Genomic DNA, 17,951 nt, shown 5'->3' on the forward strand with positions numbered 1-17,951 from the left:
GGTGCCGGCATCCCGCGGCAGCGCCAGCACATCGGCCACCGTGGCTGATTCGGGGAGGCCGACCGCAGGTTCGGCCAGGGCCCCGGCCTCCACCAGCAGCAGCCGGCCCCGCAGCTGCGCCTGCTTGATTGAGGCGGTGGCACCCATCCAGAGGAAGCTGCAGACCAGGAGCGCTATGAGCATCAGCGAGGTGTCGGGCCGGTCGCCGCTGAGCAGGGGCAGCACCACGAACCAGCCCACGAGGGCGATCACGATGATCCGGCCGCCCCAGCCGGCGGCGATGGTCCCCTTTTCCTGGCTGCCGGTCAGCTTCCAGATGGCGGATTCGACGATCCGGCCGCCGTCCAGCGGCAGCCCGGGCAGGACGTTGAAGATGCCGATCAGCAGGTTGGCCCACACGAAGATGTTGGCGAGGATGCCGGCGACGCCGGTGAGGTCGCCGGCGGTCAGCACGAGCCAGCCCCCGGCAGCCAGGACGAAGTTCGCCGCGGGGCCTGCCAGGGCGACGAGGACGGAACGGCCAGGGGATGCGGTGAAGCTCTCAAACTGGGTGTGGCCGCCCCAGAGGTTGAGGACGATCTTTTCGCTGGGCCAGCCGTAGATCTTGGCGGTCAGCGCATGCGCGAGCTCATGCACGAGGACCGAGATCAGCAGCAGGACCGCGTAGGCGAACGCCACGAAGTAGGCCCCGATGCCCAGTTGCGGGTTGTTCGCCTGCAGCACCGGGCCGTAGACGATCACCGTGAACGCCGCAATGATGAACCATGAGTAGGCGAGGATCACCGGGATGCCGGCTATGCGCCCCAGGGTGATGCCCTCTTTGCGGTCCTGTTTCTGGGGATCCCGGCCGCTGCGGCCGCGGGTGTCGGTGTCAGTCATGGACGGCCACCGTTGCCGTGCCGCGCTCCCGCAGGGTGCCGGTGCCGGCGCCGCTGGTCGCGCCCTTGAAGCCGCCGTCCGCGCCGAAGGTCGCGTCCGGGAACTCGTGGCGCAGCGCAACGAGTCCTTCTAGGTCGGCCACGGTGCGCCCGGCCAGGGTGTCCCACGTGGCGTGGTGCGGATTGTCCGGCAGCGGCATGATGTGCGGGATGGCGACGGTCAGCACACCGGAGGCGAGGGCGGCCGCCACGCCCGGCACGGAATCCTCCAGGGCAATGCAGTGGTGCAGCCCGAGTTCCGGGTCCTGCTCCTGCAGCAGCTCGACTGCCTTGAGGTAGGCCTCGGGGTGCGGTTTTCCCCGTGTGACGGTGTCGCCGGTGACCAGGAACTCGAAGTAGGGCTTCGGCAGGCTGGCGACGATCTCGCGGGCCAGCGGGGCCTCGGACATGGTCACGAGGGCGCAGCGGACGCCGGCGGTGTGGAGCTCGTCCAGGAGTTCGCGGGCGCCGGGGCGCCAGGGCACGGACGTGCGGACCTGGCTGATGACGTGGGCCGTCAGGATGTCGATGATCTCCCGGCGCTCCAGCGAAACGCCGGCCTCCTGCAGGAGGCCGGCGGAGAAGACCAGGGACTGGCCCACCAGCTGCATGGCTTTCTCATGGGACCACTGCCCGCCGTGCGCGGCAACCAGGGCGTGTTCGGCCTCAATCCAGTACGGCTCGGTGTCGACGATGGTGCCGTCCATGTCCCAGAGCGCGGCTTTGAGGAGGGGCTGGGGAGCTGGGGGTTGCATGCTTTCCAGTCTACGGCGCGGCCCTGTGAGGGGCCTGATACTACGCCTACGGCGAATATCGCCCGTGGGTCAGCGATTTCCGGCGCTTCATTCCCTGCGGGGGCCGGGTCCTTGGACGTAGGGTGAAGAGATGAATAGCTTCGAGGTAGACCCAGCGGAAACGGGCGACGTGCCCGAGCCGGAACGGCTGCTGCAGCCCGTCCCCGAGGGCCGGCGCATCACGGTGATGCTTGCCGCCTTCGAAGGCTGGAACGACGCCGGAGAGGCTGCCAGCGATGCGCTGCGTTACCTGAACAAGCTCTGGGGCGGCAAGAAGGTCGGTTCGGTCGACGCCGACGAGTACTACGACTTCCAGTTCACCCGGCCCACGATCCGGCGCACCGCCACCGGTGAGCGGAAGATCAAGTGGCCGTCAACCCGGATATTCAAAGCCAGTGTTCCCGGCTCCAACGTGGACGTCATTTTCGTCCAGGGCACGGAGCCGTCCTATAAGTGGCGGGCTTACACCGCCGAACTGCTGGTCCATGCGGAGGCGCTTCACGTGGACTACGTGATCCTGGTCGGCGCCCTCCTCGCGGACGTGCCGCACAGCCGGCCGATTCCGGTGAGCACCTCCACGGACGACCCCGCGCTGCGTGAGCGGATGGACCTTGAGGCCTCGCAGTATGAGGGTCCGGTGGGCATCGTCGGGGTCCTGGCCGAGGTTGCGTTGCTGGCGGGCCTGCCCACCGTCTCGCTCTGGGCCGCCGTGCCGCACTACGTGGCCCAGGCGCCCTCCCCCAAAGCGCAGCTCGCGCTGCTGCACCGGATCGAGGAGCTCCTGCAGGTGCCGCTCGACACCGCGGACCTCGTCGAGGAGTCTGACGCCTGGGAGCGCGGCGTCGATGAGCTGGCCACCGAGGATCCTGAAATAGCGGCGTACGTGCGCCAGCTGGAGGAAGCCAAGGACACCGCCGACCTCCCCGAGGCCAGCGGCGAATCCATCGCCCGGGAATTCGAGCGTTACCTCAAGCGCCGCGGCAAGGACAAGCCGTAGCGTCCGGCCCACGTAGCGTCCGGCCCCCGGATTGCGACGCCCGGCGCCCGGCGCCCCGTGGCGGGCGCCGGAAGTTCGAAGCCCAGAGTTCGACGCCTAGAGTTCGACGCCGAGCAGCGCGTTGACGGCGTCGCGCACCAGTGCGGCGTCCGTCGGGGACCCCGCCCGGCCGTCCTCGAGTGCCGCCTTGGCCCAGTCATCCACGGCCGCGACGGCCCCGGGGGCGTTCAGGTCGTTCGAGAGTTCGGCCCGCAGCCGGGACAGCAGCCCGGCAGCGGAGCCTTCCGGGGCCACGGCCAGGGCGGCCCGCCAGGTACGGAGGCGTTCCTTGGCCGCGGCGAAACCGGCGTCGGTCCAGGACCAGTCACTGCGGTAGTGGTGGGCCAGGATGGCCAGCCGGATCGCAGCCGGGTCCTCGCCGTCGGCACGGAGCCTGGACACCAGGACGAGGTTTCCCTTGGACTTGCTCATCTTTTCGCCGTCGAGCCCCACCATGCCCGCGTGTGCGAAGTGCTGCGCCAGCGGCACTCCGGACAGGGAGTAGGCATGCCCGGCACCCATTTCGTGGTGCGGGAAGATCAGGTCCGAGCCGCCGCCCTGCACGGTGAACGGCGCGGGCAGGTACTTCTGCGCGATGACGGTGCATTCGATGTGCCAGCCCGGCCGGCCCTCTCCGAGCTCGCCGCCGGGCCAGCTTGGTTCGCCCTCGCGGGCAACCCGCCAGAGCAGCGGATCCAGCGCCTGGCGTTTGCCTGCCCGGCCGGGGTCGCCGCCGCGCTCAGCGAAGAGTTCCAGCATCTCGGCGTCGGACAGCCCGGAGACGGAGCCGAGCGTCCAGGCATCGGTGGCGTCAGCGGAGTGCTTGCCGGCCGCTTCGACGTCGTAGTAGACGTCGCCGTCGGGCTCGCCGGCACTGCCGGCCACCCGGTAGGCCAGCCCACGGTGCAGGAGCCGCTCGATGGCGGGCACGATCAGGGGAATGGCTTCCACGGCGCCCACATAGTGGTCCGGGGCCAGGACGTTGAGCTCTGCCATATCTGTCTGGAAGAGTTCGATCTGGCTGGCGGCGAGATCGCGCCAGTCCACGCCGGTCGCCGTCGCGCGCTCCAGCAGGGGGTCGTCGACGTCGGTGACGTTCTGCACGTAGGCGACCTGCTGGCGGCCGTCGCGCCAGGCGCGGTTCAGCAGGTCGAAGGCGACGTAGCTGGCCGCGTGCCCCATGTGGGTGGCGTCATACGGGGTGATTCCGCAGACGTACATTGACTGTTCACCTGCCGCCCCGAGGGTGACGACGCTGCCTTTGGCGGTGTCGAAGAGGCGGAGGGCAGCCATGCTGCCGGGGAGCTGGGGGACGGGGCGGGAGATCCAAGACTTCACAGCCCAAGCCTAGTGCTAGGCGCTGATGACGCCGAAACCGAGCAGAAGGTACAGGGCCAGGCCCAGCAGAATCCGGTACCAGACGAAGAGCCGGTAGCTGTGGGTCGAGACGTACTTCAGGAACCAGCCGATGATGACGTACCCCACCACGAAGGCCACGGCGGTGGCGAGGGCCGTTTCCGGGAGGCCGTAGGGGCCGGTGATGCCTTCCTTGCTGACCACCTTGTAGAGCTGGTACAGGCCGCTGCCGAACACGGCCGGGATGGCCAGCAGGAACGAATAGCGGGCCGCCGCTTCACGGGTGTAGCCCATCAGCAGTCCGGCGGTGATCGTCCCGCCGGAGCGGGAGACTCCGGGGATCAGGGCCATGGCCTGCGCCAGGCCAAAGAGGATGCCGTGCTTGTAGCTCAACCGGGTCAGGTCGCGTTCCTGGCGGCCGATCGCGTCGGCCACGGCGAGGATCATGCCGAAGACGATCAGCATGGTGGCGACAATCCAGAGGCTGCGGAGCACGGACTCGATCTGGTCCTGGAACAGCAGTCCCAGGATGATGATCGGCAGGCTGCCCAGGATGACCAGCCAGCCCATCTTGGCGTCCGGGTGCTGCCGGGAGACTTTCCCGGCCAGGGAACCCGCCCAGGCTTTGACGATCCGCACGATGTCCCGCCAGAAGTACACGATGACCGCGGTTTCCGTCCCGAGCTGGGTAATGGCCGTGAAGGCCGCTCCGGGATCGGCGGCTTCGGGCAGGAAAGAGCCGACGATCCGCAGATGGGCGCTTGAGGAAATAGGGAGGAATTCTGTCAGTCCCTGCACGAGGCCCAGAAAGGCCGCTTCAAACCAGTTCACGTTTATAGACCCTACGTCATGAAGCAATCCGAATCCCCGTAAGCTTGCTGACATGCAGCAGCGTTATGTCGGCAACAGTGGGTTGCGTGTGTCCTCCCTTTCCCTCGGCACCATGTCCTGGGCCCGGGAAACCGATGAGCAGGATGCCTCGGCGCTGCTCCGCACCTTCGTGGACGGCGGCGGGACCCTGGTCGACACGGCGGCGTCCTTTGGCGACGGCCAGGCCGAGGCGATGCTGGGCGGAATGCTCGGCGACGTGGTCGCGCGCTCCGAGGTGGTCATCTCCACGAAAGCCGGACTGTCGACGTCGGAGGGCCGGCGCAGCGTCGACACCTCCCGGAACGGCATGCTCTCCGGCCTGGACGCGAGCCTGGCCCGGCTGGGCACCGATTACGTGGACCTCTGGTTCGCGCAGGCCTGGGACCCCAACGTCCCTCTCGAGGAGACCCTGTCCGCGCTCGATTTTGCCGTGCGCTCCGGCCGCGCCCGCTATGTGGGTGTCTCCAACTTCAACGGCTGGCAGACGGCAAAAGCGGCCGCTGTTGCAGGGTTCCCGCTGATCGCGAACCAGTCCGAGTATTCCCTGCTGCACCGCTCCCCCGAGGCTGAACTCATTCCGGCCATCGAGGACGCAGGACTGGGACTGCTGGCGTGGGGCCCCTTGGGGCGGGGGGTGTTGAGCGGCAAGTACCGCGGGCACATTCCCGCGGATTCGCGGGCGGCCCATTCGCGGCTGGCCGGCTATGTGGAGCCGTACCTTGAGGGGGCCGCGTCCAGCGTGGTGGAGGCCATTGCGATGGCGGCGAAGGGTCTGGGTCGGTCAGCGCTGGACGTCTCGCTGAGCTGGCTGTTGTCCCAGCACGGTGTGGCGACGGCGATCGTGGGGGCACGCACGCCGGTGCAGCTCAAGGAAATCCTGGATTCGACGCTGGCGCCGCTTCCGCCGCAGATTGCCCAGGCGCTCGAGGACGTTTCCAGCACCGGCTAGTTTCCGGCACCGTCCAACAGGCTCTGTACCTGGCGTGAGGACCTGGCTTAGTCCTGGAGGATTTCGAGGTCTTCCTCGTCGTCGACGTCTTCTTCCTCGTCCTCGTCGCTGTCGTCTTCGATCACCTCAAGAGGGGTCACTTCGCCATACGCTTCGTAGAGCGAGTCGTCGTAGACTTCAAAGGCATCAGCAACTGCAAAAAAGGCTGCCTCGACCGCAGGGTCCCCGGGTCCCCGGCGCGCCGACGCCGCGACGAGATGCTCTTCGAGTGCAGCCGTCAAGGATTGAAGCGCGACACGCGGATCGATGCTCATGACTTCACGTTAGCCGGAAAAAGAAGAAAATGGAGAGCAATGAAGGAACATTTTCTCAGCAGTTCAGTCCGGCGGGAACGGGACTATTTGAGGCAGTACGAGTACCTCGTACTGACGGTCAGTCCTGAAGATTCCCTGCCGGAAGCACGCCGCCGCCTGGTGGAGCACTCCGAATACGGGAAGTGGGAACTGGAACGCAGCGTGCTGTATTTGGGCGGCGGCCGCCGCTTCTGGCTCCGCCGCCGGGTCACCCAGGTCCAGCGGACCGTTTAGGATCCGTGACCCGGCGGACCGTTTAGGTCGTCTCCAGCGGTCCCAGCCAGGCATTGGCCACCGTGTTGTGCGCCGACTCGTCATCTGAGGGATGGAACATTCCCGCCAGCACGTCCCGGTAGAGCCGTTCCAGCTCGGAACCACGGAAATAGCTGGATCCGCCGGACACCCGGATGGCCAGGTCCACGACGGTGCGGGCTGTCTCCGTCGCACTGACCTTCAGGCCGACCAGCTTCGGGAACCACTGGCCGCCATGATCGGCCAGCGCGTCGACGTCGGCGGTGACGCTCGACAGCTGGGGGTACAGCGCGTCCATCGCCATCGCCGCGTCTGCCACCTTCCACCGGATGTCAGGATCCTGGGCGCAGCTGCGCCCGCCGTTCTTGAACGAGGTCCGCCGCTTCACGGCCCCGACGCCCAGGGCGAGGGCCCGTTCGCCGATGCCCGTGTAGACCGCGGCCAGCAGCGTCTCGAAGCACGCGAAGATCGCGAAGATCAGCGGGTCTGCGTTCGGTCCCACCGGCAGCTTCCGGAAAATCCGCTCCGCAGGCACCACCGCACCGTCCAGGACGGTGGTGTTGGACTGGCTGGCCCGCATCCCCAGGGTGTCCCAGTCGGCCAGGATCTCGTACCCGGGGGTGTCCCTGGTGATGAACCCGTGGACCAGTTCCCCGGTACCGTCCCCGGCCGAGGCGTCCTTCCCGAAGATCCCCAGCCGGGTCCACGCCGGCGAAAGGCTCGTGAAGATCTTGCGGCCGGTGAAGGCGTAGCTGCCGCCGGCCTGCGGGACGGCTTCGGTGCGGGAGTCGAAAAGCACCGAGTCGTTCCCCGCCTCGGAGTTCCCGAACGCGAAGATTTCGCCCTGCCCGGCTTCCCGGAGGACAAAGTCGAGCGAGGTGTCGCCCCGTGCGGCCAGGACATGCGCGACGCCGGTCCACACGAGATGCATGTTGATCGCCAGCGCCGTGGCCGGGGCCGCCGTCGCGAGCCGGCGCTGCAGCTGAGCGGCCGCCGCAAGGCCGAGGCCCAGTCCGCCGTCGGACGCCGGAACGAAGATCTTCAGGTAGCCGGCGTCCGCCAGTTCCGCCAGATCCTCGTGGAAGAAGGCGTTGTCCCGGTCATACCCGGCGGCGCGCCCGCGGATGCGTTCCAGCAGGGCATCGGGCAGGACGTCTTCAGGGCTCATGGGAGGTGCCTTTCAGGCATCAGTAGTTCGTGAGCAGGGTATCCAGTACCCGTGCGCCGAATTTCAGGGATCCGGTGGGGACGCGTTCGTCCACGCCGTGGAACATCCCGGTAAAGTCCAGTTCGTCCGGGAGTTGGAGCGGGGCGAAGCCATAGCCGGTGATACCCAGCCGGCTCAGGGACTTGTTGTCCGTGCCGCCGGAGAGGGTGTAGGGCAGGACCTTGGCCCCCGGGTCCTCGGCGTGCAGCGCGTCGATCATCGAATCCACGAGGTTCCCGGCGAACGGAACCTCCAGGGAGACGTCGTTGTGGATGTAGCTCACGTCCACGCCAGTGCCCGCGAGTTCGCGGACGATTTCGAGGACGTGCTGCTCCTGGCCGGGCAGGGTGCGGCAGTCGATGAGGGCCTCGGCCGACTCGGGGATCACATTGTGCTTGTAGCCGCCCTTGAGCAGGGTGGGGTTGGTCGTGTTCTGCAGGGTGGCGCCAACGAAGCGGGCCACGGTGCCGAGCTCCTTGAGGATCTTCTCGGGATCGTCCGGATCGAACTCCACACCCGTGAGTTCAGTCACGCCGTCAAGGAACTGCCGGGTGGTGGGGGTCAGCTCGACCGGCCACCGGTACTCCCCGATCCGGGACACGGCGCTGGCGAGCCGGGTGACGGCGTTGTCCGTGTTGATCTGCGAGCCATGCCCTGCCCGGCCGTGGGCGACGAGGCGGAGCCAGGAGAGACCCTTCTCGGCGGTCTGGAGCAGGTAGGTGCGCTGCCCGCCGATGGTGGCGGAGAAACCCCCGACCTCGGAAATCGCTTCGGTGGCGCCGTCAAAGAGTTCGGGCCGCTTCTCGATGGCGTAGCGGGCGCCGTAGGTGCCGCCGGCTTCCTCGTCGGCGAAGAACGCGAAGATCAGGTCCCGCTTGGGCTTGCGTCCGGTACGGGCAAAATTCCGCAGCACGGAGAGGATCATGGCGTCCATGTCCTTCATGTCCACGGCGCCGCGGCCCCAGATCATGCCGTCCTTGAGCTCTGCGCCGAAGGGGTCCACTGACCACTGCTCGCGGAGCGCGGGCACAACATCCAGGTGCCCGTGGACCACGAGCGCGCTGGCGGACGGGTCCTCGCCGGCAAGCCTGGTCACCACGCTGGCGCGGCCCGGCGCGGCCTCAAAGATCTCGGCGTCCAGCCCCACTTCGGTCATCAGCCCCGCAGTGTATTCGGCAGCCGCCCGCTCCCCCGGGCCGGACCCGTCACCGTAGTTGGAGGTGTCGATCCGGATCAGTTCCTGGCAGATTCTGACGACTTCGTCCTCGGGCCTGATTTCACTCATGTTTCACTCCTCGTGGGGTCGGCTCTCTTGCTGGCTTCAGCCTACCCACATGCCCGATCAGGCCCCGATTATTTGTTTCGGGAATCTTCATGCTAGAGTCTTTCTCGCTGCTTCGGAGAAAACCGAAACGCTGAAAGGCGAAAAGGTTCACCGAATACCACCTGCGCGGGTGGCGGAATGGCAGACGCGCTAGCTTGAGGTGCTAGTCCTCGAAAGGGGGTGGGGGTTCAAGTCCCCCTCCGCGCACAACAGGAAAAGGCCCTGGAATCCTATGGATTCCGGGGCTTTTTCGTGTCCGAATCCAGGCGGACCCCAGTTTCACCTACGTGGGATGGAGACAGGCGCCGGCCCGACCTCCGCAAAGTGGTTTTGTGGCCCACATAGATCCTGGAAAGTAAGGACGGCTCGTACACGGACTACGTGCGGTGGACCGATCCGGATTCCGGACGGCGCGCGACGCTGAAGAGGGAATCAGAGGAGAGCGCTAAGGTCCTGCCCTCCCGGGCATTGGGCCGCTGCATGGCCACGTCCACGGTCCGGGCGTCTTGAACCCCGTGTCGCTCGTCATGCGCTCCGCGATGCCGCACACTGAACCCGGACCCGTCGACGATGACGGGTCCGCCCACGGCGCGGCTACGCACCAAGTCGCGGCCCAGGCCAAAACACCGGGGGAATCATGAGCAACGACTACCACCTCGCCGACGGGTCGCCGCGTTACGGCTCCCGGGACAAAAACCACACGGCGCATCAGAAAGTCGCGGCCCCTCGAATCAGGCCGAAGGCCCGGCCGAGTTGGCATCCCGGATGGGTCTGGACCATCTGGCCGCGGCCATCGACCGCCGGCTCACGGCTTCCTGGGCCGACCGGGAAAACCCCCTGGTCACGGCACTCCGGGCAGCGCACCCGGAAGAGCTCGTCGCCGCACGCGCCCTCGTCGCACCGCAGCTGGGCAGCCAGCGTCAATGGAGGATGAAGGCGCAAGCGATCCGGGACAAGCACCTGGCCTCAACCATGCTTCGGCGCCGGGCGGCCGGCTCGGCCCGGGAGATCCTGTTCCTGCGGGTTGGGCTCGGGTGCCGGCCATGCCGAACCTCCGGGGCCCCTGGCTGGCAGAACTCCGCGAGGATGTCCTCAACGCCACTCTTCTGGCCATCCTGCTGTCCAAAGGGGTCATCGTGGAGGCCCCTACTGTGGCCGCCGCAGAGCGCGGAATCAGAAGCATGCGGGCCGCGCACATTGCTGTGCAGGCACTGCAGGGTTAGGACGGACAGTCGGGACACGAAGGCAAGGCCACCGCTGACGGCGGCGCAGAACGCGCCCTGGAGCGCCACCATGAAGCGCAGCCGCAAATTGTCGGGTCGGTTGCCGATGTTGTAGACGTATTCGTCGAGCTCCGCGGCGAGGCGCTGGTTCACATCATCAAGGGGGTTCACAACGCTCTTCCTGTCAGCTGTCTCCTGTTGCAGCCAGCAGGGATCAGCTATTTCAGCAGCTCGGCCATGCCCGCGGCATCCCGGTCATTGTCCGTCAGTGGGTCCAGGCCCCAGGCGTCTTCAATCGTGCGCAGCAGGGAATAGTGCGTGAAGCGGGTTTCCGAGGTGTAGCCCTTCCGCGCGGCGGGTCCGGCGAAGACCGTGGCAATCTGGTTGCTCGAACCGTCGCCCTCGTCATAGGTGATCACGAGCAGGGAGTTTTTCGTGGTGAACGCCGGTGCGGCGAGGATTTTGGGGACTTGCCGGGACAGCCAGTCGTCGCCGGACTGCACCGGGCAGTCGTGGGTGTCGCTGCACATGTCGGGGGTGATGAACACGTAGTCCGGGAGGCTTCGGTCGGTTTTCAGGTCTGCGTCCAGCCGGCTGAAGGGCACCACGTGGTCGGTGCACAACGCCCGGTCGTCGGTCACCGAGGGGTAGTACATGAACGGATTGTGCTTCACCGCGTATCGGCCGGAGTCCTCGGCCTGGCAGGGTTCGGGCATGCCGTCTGCGTACATCCGCCATTTCCGCCCCGAGCTGCTGATTTCGTCGGCAATGGTGCGCACGTCCGCCTCGCAGCTGTTTGCCTCGGGGTCGCAGTTGCTAGTGATGCCGGCGGTGGTGCCGCTGGTCAGGGCGAGGTAGTTCGGCAGGCTGGGCCGGGTGATCGCGTGGTAGTTGGCTGCGACGGCGTTCTCCCGCGCCAGGCTGTTCAAGTAGGGCGCGTCGTCGGCTCCCAGAATGCGGCTGGCGGCTTTGTTCTCCATCACGATGATGACGACGTGATCGATCGCGGGCTCCTGTGCCGTTCCGGACGCCGTCGGGCCGTTCGACGACGGTGAGGCAGTCGGGGCCGGCGAGGGCGCCGGCCCAGGTGCCGTGCAGCCAGCCAGACCCAGCGCCAGGATGACGGCGAGGAAAGGTCTGCCCACGCGCCTCATCGCCACATGCTAACCGGGCACGGAATGCCCTGCCGTGGGTCGGTAGTCCCGGGCTGCCCTGGGAGCATTGGGTGCCCCAATATCTCTACTCCTCCCGGTGCAGCGCGGACGTGATGGTGCCGACGAGCGACCGGAAGCCGGGGTCGTCCTGCAGTGCGTCAAGCAGGACGGGTCCCCGCGGACCGGCCAGGGGGATCCGCCAGTTGGGGTACTGCGTGCTGGTGCCGGGCTGGTTCTGGGTCCGGGTTTCGCCCACCGCATCAACCAGCGCGACGCCCAGCAGGGACGAGGGCGTCAGGGTGGTGAAGGCGTACAGCGCCTCGACGGTGCGTTGCACGTCCTGGTGCCCCGCCACGGGCAGCAGACCGCGCTCCCGCAGGAGTCCGAACACGGCCTGCTGCTCGGCAGCGGCCTCGGCGCGTTCCTCTGCCACCGGGCGCTGCAGCAGTCCCAGGGATTCGCGGAGCGTGACGTGCTCTCCGGCCAGGTACCCGGCCGTCGGCGGCAGATCGTGGGTGTTGACACTGGTCAGGCACTGCTGCCGGTACAGTTCCGGCGCGATCGGGCCGTCGGTGTCGTGCTCGAACCAGAGGATCGAGGTGCCGAAGATCCCGCGGCCCGCCAGGTAGTCCCGCACCCACGGCTCAAACACCCCCAGGTCCTCACCGATCACCACCGCTCCGGCCCGCTGCGCCTCCAAAGCCAGGATTCCGATCAGCGCCTCGTGGTCGTAATAGACGTAGGTGCCCTCCCCCGGCCCGGCGCCCTCCGGGATCCACCACAGCCTGAACAAGCCCAGGATGTGGTCCACCCGGATCCCGCCGGCATGGCGCAGCACCGTGCGGAGCATGTCCCGGTAGGCGGCATACCCCGATTCCGCGAGCCGGCCCGGGTGCCAGGGCGGCTGGGTCCAGTCCTGGCCCTGCTGGTTGAACATGTCCGGTGGCGCGCCCACAGTGACGCCTCGGGCCAGCACCCCGGCCAGCGACCAGTCGTCCGCCCCGCCGGGTTTCACGCCGACCGCAAGGTCGTGGATGACGCCGATTTCCATGCCCGACCGCCGGGCCGAGCGCTGGGCGGCTTCCAGCTGCTGGTCGCAGAGCCATTGCATCCAGCGGTGGAAGTCGATCCGCCCGGCGAGCAGGGCCCGCTGCTCCTTGCAGTAGGCCGTGCCCGGTGCGGACGCCGCCCCGGCCCATTGCGGGGCGTCCGGGGGGAGCTTCTCGGCCAGGGCGCACCAGAGGGCGAAGTCGTCGATTCCCTGCCCCTCCCCGGCGCAGAAGTCCGCAAAGGCGCGTGCGCGGGCCGGGTCGCGCGGAACGGCGAAGACCAGCTCCAGCGCGCTCAGTTTCGCCGCGTAACTGGAGTTCCGGTCCAGCAGCCGGGTGGAGTGGTTCGCGGCGTGCTGCCGGGCGGCCAGCCGTTCAACTTCCGCCCGGCCGGCCGGGTCGAGGTAGCCGTATTCGGGGATCTCCTCCACCCGGAGGTAAAGGGGGTTGAAGTAGCGCCGGGTTGTGGGCAGGTACGGCGAGTCTTCGACCGGCGGCCGGGGCTCCGCGGCGTGCAAGGGGTTGACCAGCAGGAAACCGGCGCCGTCCTGCCCCGTGATTGTTGCGAGGTCTGCAAGGTCCGCGAAGTCACCGATGCCCCAGGACCGGGAGGACCGCACGGAATAGAGCTGGGCGGTCAGTCCCCAGTTCCGCCGTCCGGCGAGCGCCTCGGTCGTTTGGAGCCGCTGCGGTGTGACAACGAGCGGGCACTGGGCTGCCGTGCCTTCGTTGTCGGCCAGCAGGGTGTGCCAGCCGAGCGGCACCTGGTCCGGGACCGTGAAGGCCGCCCGTCCCGTGAGGACGCCGTCGACGACGACCGGCGCGTCCCAGTTCTCCTGCTGCGTTACCTCGTACCTGCTGCCGTCTTCGGCGGCGATCCACACGCTGACGGCGCTGCCGTGCGGGACATGGACATGGACGCGGAGTTCCTGCCCCTCGCGGGCCACGGCGACCGGCGGCAGCAGCCGCCGCCACGGCGCCAGCCTGGCTTCAGCCAGGGACTGTTGCATCTCGTCTGCTTCCCCGGCGGGGACCCCCAGCGCGGCGAGGACGCCGCGCAGTGTGCGGTCCGCAACGGAGCGTTCGACGCCGTCCCAGCCCCAGTAGGTTGTCCCCACACCGTGGGCTGCTGCGAGTTCGCGCAGCAGTGCGGCTGAGCTGGTCGTATCGTCCTGGTCCATTCCATCCGCCATGGGGCCACTCTAGACGCTGTCCCCGGGCACCGTCCCGTGTTGATGGACGTGCGTTTCCCCGACCAGTTCGTGCAGGCCCTCGACAGCGCGCGCCAGGGACAGTTCCGGGGACGCCGCGATGAACGGCATCAGAAGCCTGTTCTCCTTGTCCAGGTGCAGGGCAAAGATGTTCCGGATGGAGCCGGCAGCCACGGCGGCATCCACCCCGGTTGAGCCCCGCAGTTCCTCGACCAGGCCCACGATCACCTGGTGCTCGGCCAGCATCCCCGCCACCAGCAGCCGGCCCTGCGGCATGTTCCGGGGCCCGCCGTACAGTGGACCCTCCTCTGCGAGCGCATGCGGGACGAGATCGTTCTCGCACCACTCCACCAGCACCTCATGGGCGTCGTGCTCCGCCACGGTGTCCCCGGACCGGACAGCATGGGTGAGCGTCGCCGTCAGCGCGTTGAGGCGCTTGAGCATGCCTGCATGGTGCTGCTCCACCGCCGCCAGGGCTCCGGCTTCCTCGTCGGGGTTTTTCTGGGTGTTGGCCGCTGGCTGATCCATGACGCCTCCTGGGTCTGCTGGATGGGGGCGCGCAGTAGGGCGCAGGCTCCCTTCCCCACTGTAGGCGGAGACTCCCCCGGACCCCCCGGGCCTTTCGGCCTACCCCGGCTCCGGCCGGCTGCGGATTTCGACGGCGGATTTAGGCGCGGCCGCGGCGTCCGCGCTAGCCTTGCAGCCTATGGTCGACGTCGAACGGTTCCGGAATCTCCTGCACGAGGAGCGCCGCCGGAAGCTTGCCCTCCTTCCCGCGCTGCGCCAGGACATCACCTCGGTGAACGCCGCCCGGCAGGACTCGAACGTCGACGACGAGCACGATCCCGAGGGCGCGACGATTGCCTTCGAGCTCTCCCAGGCTGGGGCATTGCTGGAGCAGAGCCGCCGGGGCCTGGCGCAGATCGAGGCTGCCCTGGAGCGGATCGATGCAGGCCGTTACGGCAGCTGCGCAGTGTGCGGTGAAGAGATTGCGGAAGGCCGGCTGGAGGCCAGGCCCTGGACACCGTATTGCATCAGGCACAGCTCGGGCCCTGCCGGCCCCTCCAGAGCCACTGCACGGACCACACCATGACCGATGCTGCCGAAACCTGGTGGGCCCGGATCGTTGCCGGATTCACCCAGTCCCCGGTACCTCAGGTCACCGGCACCGAACTTGCCCTGGTGATCCTGATCGCCGTCGCGCTTTCCCTGCCACGGGTGACCTGGCGGTACTTCGGGCTGCTGGCCACCGTAACCCACGAGCTCGGCCACGCCTTCGCCGCGCTCATGACCGGGCAGCGCCTCGGCGGCATCCGCCTGGGCCTGGACCACTCGGGCACCACCACCACCTACAGCCGCCGCCCCCTGGCGGCTGTCTGGTCCACGTTCTGGGGTTACCCCGTCCCGGCCGTCGTCGGCGCCGCCATGGTCTGGAGCGGCTTCAACGGCTGGGGCCCGGCGGCGATGTCGGTCGGCACCCTCATCCTGCTGGCCTCGTTCCTGTTCATCCGCAACGGCATCGGGCTGCTGATCACCGCCGGCGCGGTCCTGGCCGCCGTGCTGCTGGTGCTGTTCGTCCCGCCGGAATTCACCGGCCATGTCATGATCGTGCTCGGCCTGGCACTGCTGGTCGCCGCCGTCCGGGACCTCGGCAAGCTGGGCAACGTGCACCTGCGGCACCGGGACCGGCTGGCGACCTCGGACGCCTATCTGCTCGCCCGGGCCACCCACCTCCCCGCCGCCGTGTGGATCGTGCTGTTTGCCGCCGTCGTCGGCGCCGCCTGGTGGTTTGCCTGGCAGCCGATGTCGCTCGTGTTCGCCGCAACGCAGGGCGCCATGCTGCCGTGACCCCTCGGTATCCGGGCATAGGCTGGGACCATGAGCCACACACACACGGACGACCCCGGATTCAGCACGAAGGGTTCCTACGTCACCGGCGGCGAGGAGTTCACCCGGGACACCAACTACATCGAGGACCGGATCACCCGCGACGGCGCCCCCGGCCGGAACGGTGAGCCCGGCTGGCCGGTCGAGCCGGGACGCTACCGGCTGATCGCGGCCCGCGCCTGCCCGTGGGCCAACCGGACCGTGATCGTGCGGCGGCTCCTTGGCCTGGAGGACGCGATTTCCCTCGGCCAGCCCGGACCCACCCACGATGCGCGCTCCTGGACGTTTGACCTGTATCCCGGCGGCAAGGACCCGGTGCTCGGAATGGAGCGGATCCAGGAGGCGTACTTCCGCCGGTTCCCGGACTATCCCCGCGGCATCACCGTCCCGGCCATCGTCGACGTCGCCAGCGGCCAGGTGGTGACCAACAACTTCCCGCAGATCACCCTGGACTTCGCCACCGAGTGGACCGCGTTCCACCGCCCGGGCGCGCCGGAGCTGTATCCGGAGGCCCTGTGTGAGGAGATCGACACGGTCAACAAGAGGGTCTTCACCGAAGTGAACAACGGTGTCTACCGCTGCGGCTTTGCCGGCTCTCAGGAGGCCTACAACGCCGCCTACGACCGGCTCTGGACCGCCCTGGACTGGCTGGAGGAACGCCTCACCGGCCAGCGGTACCTCGTGGGCGACACGATCACCGAGGCCGACGTCCGCCTCTTCACCACACTGGCGCGGTTCGACGCCGTCTACCACGGGCATTTCAAGTGCAACCGGCAGAAACTCAGCGAAATGCCCGCCCTGTGGGCCTACGCCCGGGACCTGTTCCAGACCCCCGGGTTCGGCGACACAACCGACTTCGTGCAGATCAAGCAGCACTACTACATCGTCCACAAGGACATCAACCCCACCGGGATCGTTCCTGCCGGACCGGAGCTCGGCAACTGGCTGACCGCACACGGCCGCGAAGCCCTCGGCGGTCGCCCCTTCGGCAATGGAACGCCGCCCGGCCCGGTCCGGGCCGGGGAGGAAGTGGCCCCGGGGCACGGGGCGGACTGACCGGAACGCCCTGCCCGGCCGGGGTTCGTCCACTTGTCGCAGCAATATCCCCCGCCTAGGGTGAACCGGGATGACTACGACAGAAGAGGCAACGCACACCGGAGGCCCCTCCTTGTTCCGGCGGCTGTGGCGGATCGTGGCCGGCAACGTCTCCACGGCGCTGCTGTGGCCACGGCTGCAGCTGGCCATGAAGGCAGGACTGGCCGCGGGCATTGCCTTCGCCATCGCCCCGCTGATGCCCGGCTCCGCGGCCGATTACCCCTACTACGCTCCGCTGGGCGCCCTGGTGGCGATGTACGAGAACGTCGCCGGCTCCATAAAGCAGGGAGCACAGACGCTCGCAGGGCTGGCAATCGGGATTGGACTGGCCTTCGTGCTGTTCATCCTCGGCAGCCCGTCACCACTGACGGTCGGGATCGTGATGGCCTTCGGCGTTGTCCTGGCCGGACTCCCGAAGATCGGCGCGGGCCGGGACTGGATCCCGACGGCGGCGCTCCTGGTCCTGCTCGTGGGCGGCCACAACCCGGACCAGTTCTCCTTCGGCTACCTCCTGCAGATGGGGGCCGGCGTCACCGTGGGCATCCTCGTGAACCTGCTGGTCTTCCCGCCGCTGCACTTCCGCGCCGCCGAGCTCAGCATCGCGGAACTGCGCCTGGCACTGGCCCAGCAACTCTGGGACATGGCCAAGGCACTGAAGGAGAGCTGGCCGCCGGAACACGAGGACTGGTCCAAGCGGTCCGACTCGCTCGAATCCTCCGCCCGCGCCGTCCGGCTGGCCGTGGAGAAGGCGGACGCCAGCCGGCGGGCGAACCCCCGGCGCCGGCTCCACCCCCGGGACATCGAACTGGACTACCGCAACCTGCGCGACCTCGAACGGGTGACCTTCCACGTCCAGGACGTGACGCAGGTGCTCTCGGATGTCATCTGGGCCAAGGACACACCCTTTGTGGTGCCGGATGAATATGCTGCGCCGCTTGCCGACGCCATGTCCGGAGTGGGTGACATCCTGCGCTCAATTGAGGAGGAGAGCCCGGAGGAGCAGTTGGCGCTGGTCGAGGCGGCCGACTCTGCCGTCAAAGCGTTGACGGGACGGATCGGCGGCGAGCAAACGGCCACCGACGCCCCCAGCGCGGTCGAGTCGATCCTGATGAGCCTGCACCGGATGCTGCGGGTGGTGAAGTCCTCCGCGGCCAGCGGCTGACGCATGGCCCCTCCGGCCCTCGGCCCGGAACAAACGACGGCGGTGTCCGCCCCCGTGCCGGGGCGGACACCGCCGTTGTTTGTTGTGGCTGACCGTTGTGATGTGGATGGCC

Annotated in this window: 17 protein-coding genes, 1 tRNA gene and 1 pseudogene; 9 read left to right on the plus strand and 10 right to left on the minus strand. The window is 68.1% G+C overall.

What is annotated here, in order from left to right; genetic code table 11:
- Together BJQ90_RS16500 and BJQ90_RS16505 are read right to left on the minus strand one after the other, a co-directional pair.
- A pseudogene (locus BJQ90_RS16500) lies at positions 1-879 on the minus strand (site-2 protease family protein); the annotation flags it as partial.
- The gene (locus BJQ90_RS16505; RefSeq protein WP_226761300.1) at positions 872-1,672 is read right to left on the minus strand and encodes an HAD family hydrolase; all 801 of its coding nucleotides are present in this window, start codon (positions 1,670-1,672) and stop codon (positions 872-874) included. The pseudogene BJQ90_RS16500 and the gene BJQ90_RS16505, both read right to left, overlap by 8 nt.
- Positions 1,673-1,802: 130 nt before the next feature.
- On the opposite strand from BJQ90_RS16505, the gene BJQ90_RS16510 reads away from it, so the two are divergent.
- Entirely contained in the window at positions 1,803-2,708 is a 906-nt protein-coding gene (locus BJQ90_RS16510; protein WP_226761301.1) for a PAC2 family protein, read from the plus strand.
- Positions 2,709-2,804: 96 nt separating this feature from the next.
- Here the strand turns inward: BJQ90_RS16510 and mshC are convergent, their stop codons facing one another.
- Both mshC and BJQ90_RS16520 read right to left on the minus strand, forming a co-directional pair.
- On the minus strand, positions 2,805-4,085 hold the full coding sequence (gene mshC, locus BJQ90_RS16515) for a cysteine--1-D-myo-inosityl 2-amino-2-deoxy-alpha-D-glucopyranoside ligase (protein WP_226761302.1): 1,281 nt from the start codon (positions 4,083-4,085) through the stop codon (positions 2,805-2,807).
- A gap of 15 nt (positions 4,086-4,100) precedes the next feature.
- Complete coding sequence (locus tag BJQ90_RS16520; protein WP_226761303.1) at positions 4,101-4,934, minus strand: undecaprenyl-diphosphate phosphatase; 834 nt, start codon at positions 4,932-4,934, stop codon at positions 4,101-4,103.
- Between the two features lie 52 nt (positions 4,935-4,986).
- On the opposite strand from BJQ90_RS16520, the gene BJQ90_RS16525 reads away from it, so the two are divergent.
- Complete coding sequence (locus tag BJQ90_RS16525; protein ID WP_226761304.1) at positions 4,987-5,922, plus strand: aldo/keto reductase; 936 nt, start codon at positions 4,987-4,989, stop codon at positions 5,920-5,922.
- 47 nt (positions 5,923-5,969) lie between these two features.
- Here the strand turns inward: BJQ90_RS16525 and BJQ90_RS16530 are convergent, their stop codons facing one another.
- A complete protein-coding gene (locus BJQ90_RS16530) occupies positions 5,970-6,236 on the minus strand; it encodes a hypothetical protein (protein ID WP_226761305.1) in 267 nt (88 codons plus the stop codon).
- 39 nt (positions 6,237-6,275) lie between these two features.
- Between BJQ90_RS16530 and BJQ90_RS16535 the strand changes: the two genes are divergently transcribed.
- Positions 6,276-6,509 carry a DUF5703 family protein gene (locus tag BJQ90_RS16535; protein WP_226761306.1) on the plus strand — a complete coding sequence of 78 codons (234 nt, stop codon included), beginning with the start codon at positions 6,276-6,278 and terminating at the stop codon, positions 6,507-6,509.
- 22 nt (positions 6,510-6,531) lie between these two features.
- Here the strand turns inward: BJQ90_RS16535 and BJQ90_RS16540 are convergent, their stop codons facing one another.
- Positions 6,532-7,695 (minus strand): acyl-CoA dehydrogenase family protein, encoded by a 1,164-nt coding sequence (locus BJQ90_RS16540; protein ID WP_226761307.1) that lies wholly within the window; start codon positions 7,693-7,695, stop codon positions 6,532-6,534.
- Positions 7,696-7,714: 19 nt separating this feature from the next.
- A complete protein-coding gene (locus BJQ90_RS16545; protein ID WP_226761308.1) occupies positions 7,715-9,019 on the minus strand; it encodes a M20/M25/M40 family metallo-hydrolase in 1,305 nt (434 codons plus the stop codon).
- A gap of 163 nt (positions 9,020-9,182) precedes the next feature.
- Between BJQ90_RS16545 and BJQ90_RS16550 the strand changes: the two genes are divergently transcribed.
- Both BJQ90_RS16550 and BJQ90_RS16555 read left to right on the plus strand, forming a co-directional pair.
- Positions 9,183-9,265 (plus strand) — tRNA-Leu (locus tag BJQ90_RS16550).
- An 836-nt stretch (positions 9,266-10,101) separates the two neighbouring features.
- A complete protein-coding gene (locus tag BJQ90_RS16555) occupies positions 10,102-10,281 on the plus strand; it encodes a hypothetical protein (protein WP_226761309.1) in 180 nt (59 codons plus the stop codon).
- A 218-nt stretch (positions 10,282-10,499) separates the two neighbouring features.
- Here BJQ90_RS16555 and BJQ90_RS16560 read toward each other — a convergent pair whose 3' ends face one another.
- The 3 genes from BJQ90_RS16560 to BJQ90_RS16570 form a co-directional block, all read right to left on the minus strand.
- Complete coding sequence (locus BJQ90_RS16560) at positions 10,500-11,435, minus strand: alkaline phosphatase family protein (protein ID WP_226761310.1); 936 nt, start codon at positions 11,433-11,435, stop codon at positions 10,500-10,502.
- Between the two features lie 85 nt (positions 11,436-11,520).
- Complete coding sequence (gene malQ, locus BJQ90_RS16565; protein WP_226761311.1) at positions 11,521-13,677, minus strand: 4-alpha-glucanotransferase; 2,157 nt, start codon at positions 13,675-13,677, stop codon at positions 11,521-11,523.
- Between the two features lie 9 nt (positions 13,678-13,686).
- The gene (locus BJQ90_RS16570) at positions 13,687-14,223 is read right to left on the minus strand and encodes a hemerythrin domain-containing protein (protein WP_226761312.1); all 537 of its coding nucleotides are present in this window, start codon (positions 14,221-14,223) and stop codon (positions 13,687-13,689) included.
- 178 nt (positions 14,224-14,401) lie between these two features.
- Between BJQ90_RS16570 and BJQ90_RS16575 the strand changes: the two genes are divergently transcribed.
- From BJQ90_RS16575 to BJQ90_RS16590, 4 genes are all read left to right on the plus strand, one after another.
- Complete coding sequence (locus tag BJQ90_RS16575) at positions 14,402-14,788, plus strand: TraR/DksA family transcriptional regulator (RefSeq protein ID WP_226761313.1); 387 nt, start codon at positions 14,402-14,404, stop codon at positions 14,786-14,788.
- Positions 14,785-15,543: a M50 family metallopeptidase gene (locus BJQ90_RS16580; protein WP_226761314.1), complete on the plus strand. Its 759-nt coding sequence runs from the start codon at positions 14,785-14,787 to the stop codon at positions 15,541-15,543. Before BJQ90_RS16575 ends, BJQ90_RS16580 begins: the two co-directional genes overlap by 4 nt.
- A 30-nt stretch (positions 15,544-15,573) precedes the next feature.
- On the plus strand, positions 15,574-16,638 hold the full coding sequence (locus tag BJQ90_RS16585; RefSeq protein WP_226761315.1) for a glutathione S-transferase family protein: 1,065 nt from the start codon (positions 15,574-15,576) through the stop codon (positions 16,636-16,638).
- 187 nt (positions 16,639-16,825) lie between these two features.
- The gene (locus BJQ90_RS16590) at positions 16,826-17,839 is read left to right on the plus strand and encodes an FUSC family protein (protein WP_226761321.1); all 1,014 of its coding nucleotides are present in this window, start codon (positions 16,826-16,828) and stop codon (positions 17,837-17,839) included.
- The last annotated feature ends 112 nt before the right edge of the window (positions 17,840-17,951 follow it).

It is taken from the genome of Arthrobacter sp. SO3 (assembly GCF_020532825.1).
In the GTDB taxonomy this organism is placed as follows: Bacteria; Actinomycetota; Actinomycetes; order Actinomycetales; family Micrococcaceae; genus Arthrobacter.

What these genes read in the sequence shown, in the direction of transcription:
- BJQ90_RS16505 (WP_226761300.1), bottom strand. Translation starts at nt 1,672, where the DNA reads ATGCAACCCCCAGCTCCCCAGCCCCTCCTCAAAGCCGCGCTCTGGGAC.
- BJQ90_RS16510 (WP_226761301.1), top strand. Translation starts at nt 1,803, where the DNA reads ATGAATAGCTTCGAGGTAGACCCAGCGGAAACGGGCGACGTGCCCGAG.
- BJQ90_RS16525 (WP_226761304.1), top strand. Translation starts at nt 4,987, where the DNA reads ATGCAGCAGCGTTATGTCGGCAACAGTGGGTTGCGTGTGTCCTCCCTT.
- BJQ90_RS16530 (WP_226761305.1), bottom strand. Translation starts at nt 6,236, where the DNA reads ATGAGCATCGATCCGCGTGTCGCGCTTCAATCCTTGACGGCTGCACTC.
- BJQ90_RS16535 (WP_226761306.1), top strand. Translation starts at nt 6,276, where the DNA reads ATGAAGGAACATTTTCTCAGCAGTTCAGTCCGGCGGGAACGGGACTAT.
- BJQ90_RS16540 (WP_226761307.1), bottom strand. Translation starts at nt 7,695, where the DNA reads ATGAGCCCTGAAGACGTCCTGCCCGATGCCCTGCTGGAACGCATCCGC.
- BJQ90_RS16545 (WP_226761308.1), bottom strand. Translation starts at nt 9,019, where the DNA reads ATGAGTGAAATCAGGCCCGAGGACGAAGTCGTCAGAATCTGCCAGGAA.
- BJQ90_RS16555 (WP_226761309.1), top strand. Translation starts at nt 10,102, where the DNA reads ATGCCGAACCTCCGGGGCCCCTGGCTGGCAGAACTCCGCGAGGATGTC.
- BJQ90_RS16560 (WP_226761310.1), bottom strand. Translation starts at nt 11,435, where the DNA reads ATGAGGCGCGTGGGCAGACCTTTCCTCGCCGTCATCCTGGCGCTGGGT.
- malQ (WP_226761311.1), bottom strand. Translation starts at nt 13,677, where the DNA reads ATGGCGGATGGAATGGACCAGGACGATACGACCAGCTCAGCCGCACTG.
- BJQ90_RS16570 (WP_226761312.1), bottom strand. Translation starts at nt 14,223, where the DNA reads ATGGATCAGCCAGCGGCCAACACCCAGAAAAACCCCGACGAGGAAGCC.
- BJQ90_RS16575 (WP_226761313.1), top strand. Translation starts at nt 14,402, where the DNA reads ATGGTCGACGTCGAACGGTTCCGGAATCTCCTGCACGAGGAGCGCCGC.
- BJQ90_RS16580 (WP_226761314.1), top strand. Translation starts at nt 14,785, where the DNA reads ATGACCGATGCTGCCGAAACCTGGTGGGCCCGGATCGTTGCCGGATTC.
- BJQ90_RS16585 (WP_226761315.1), top strand. Translation starts at nt 15,574, where the DNA reads ATGAGCCACACACACACGGACGACCCCGGATTCAGCACGAAGGGTTCC.
- BJQ90_RS16590 (WP_226761321.1), top strand. Translation starts at nt 16,826, where the DNA reads ATGAAGGCAGGACTGGCCGCGGGCATTGCCTTCGCCATCGCCCCGCTG.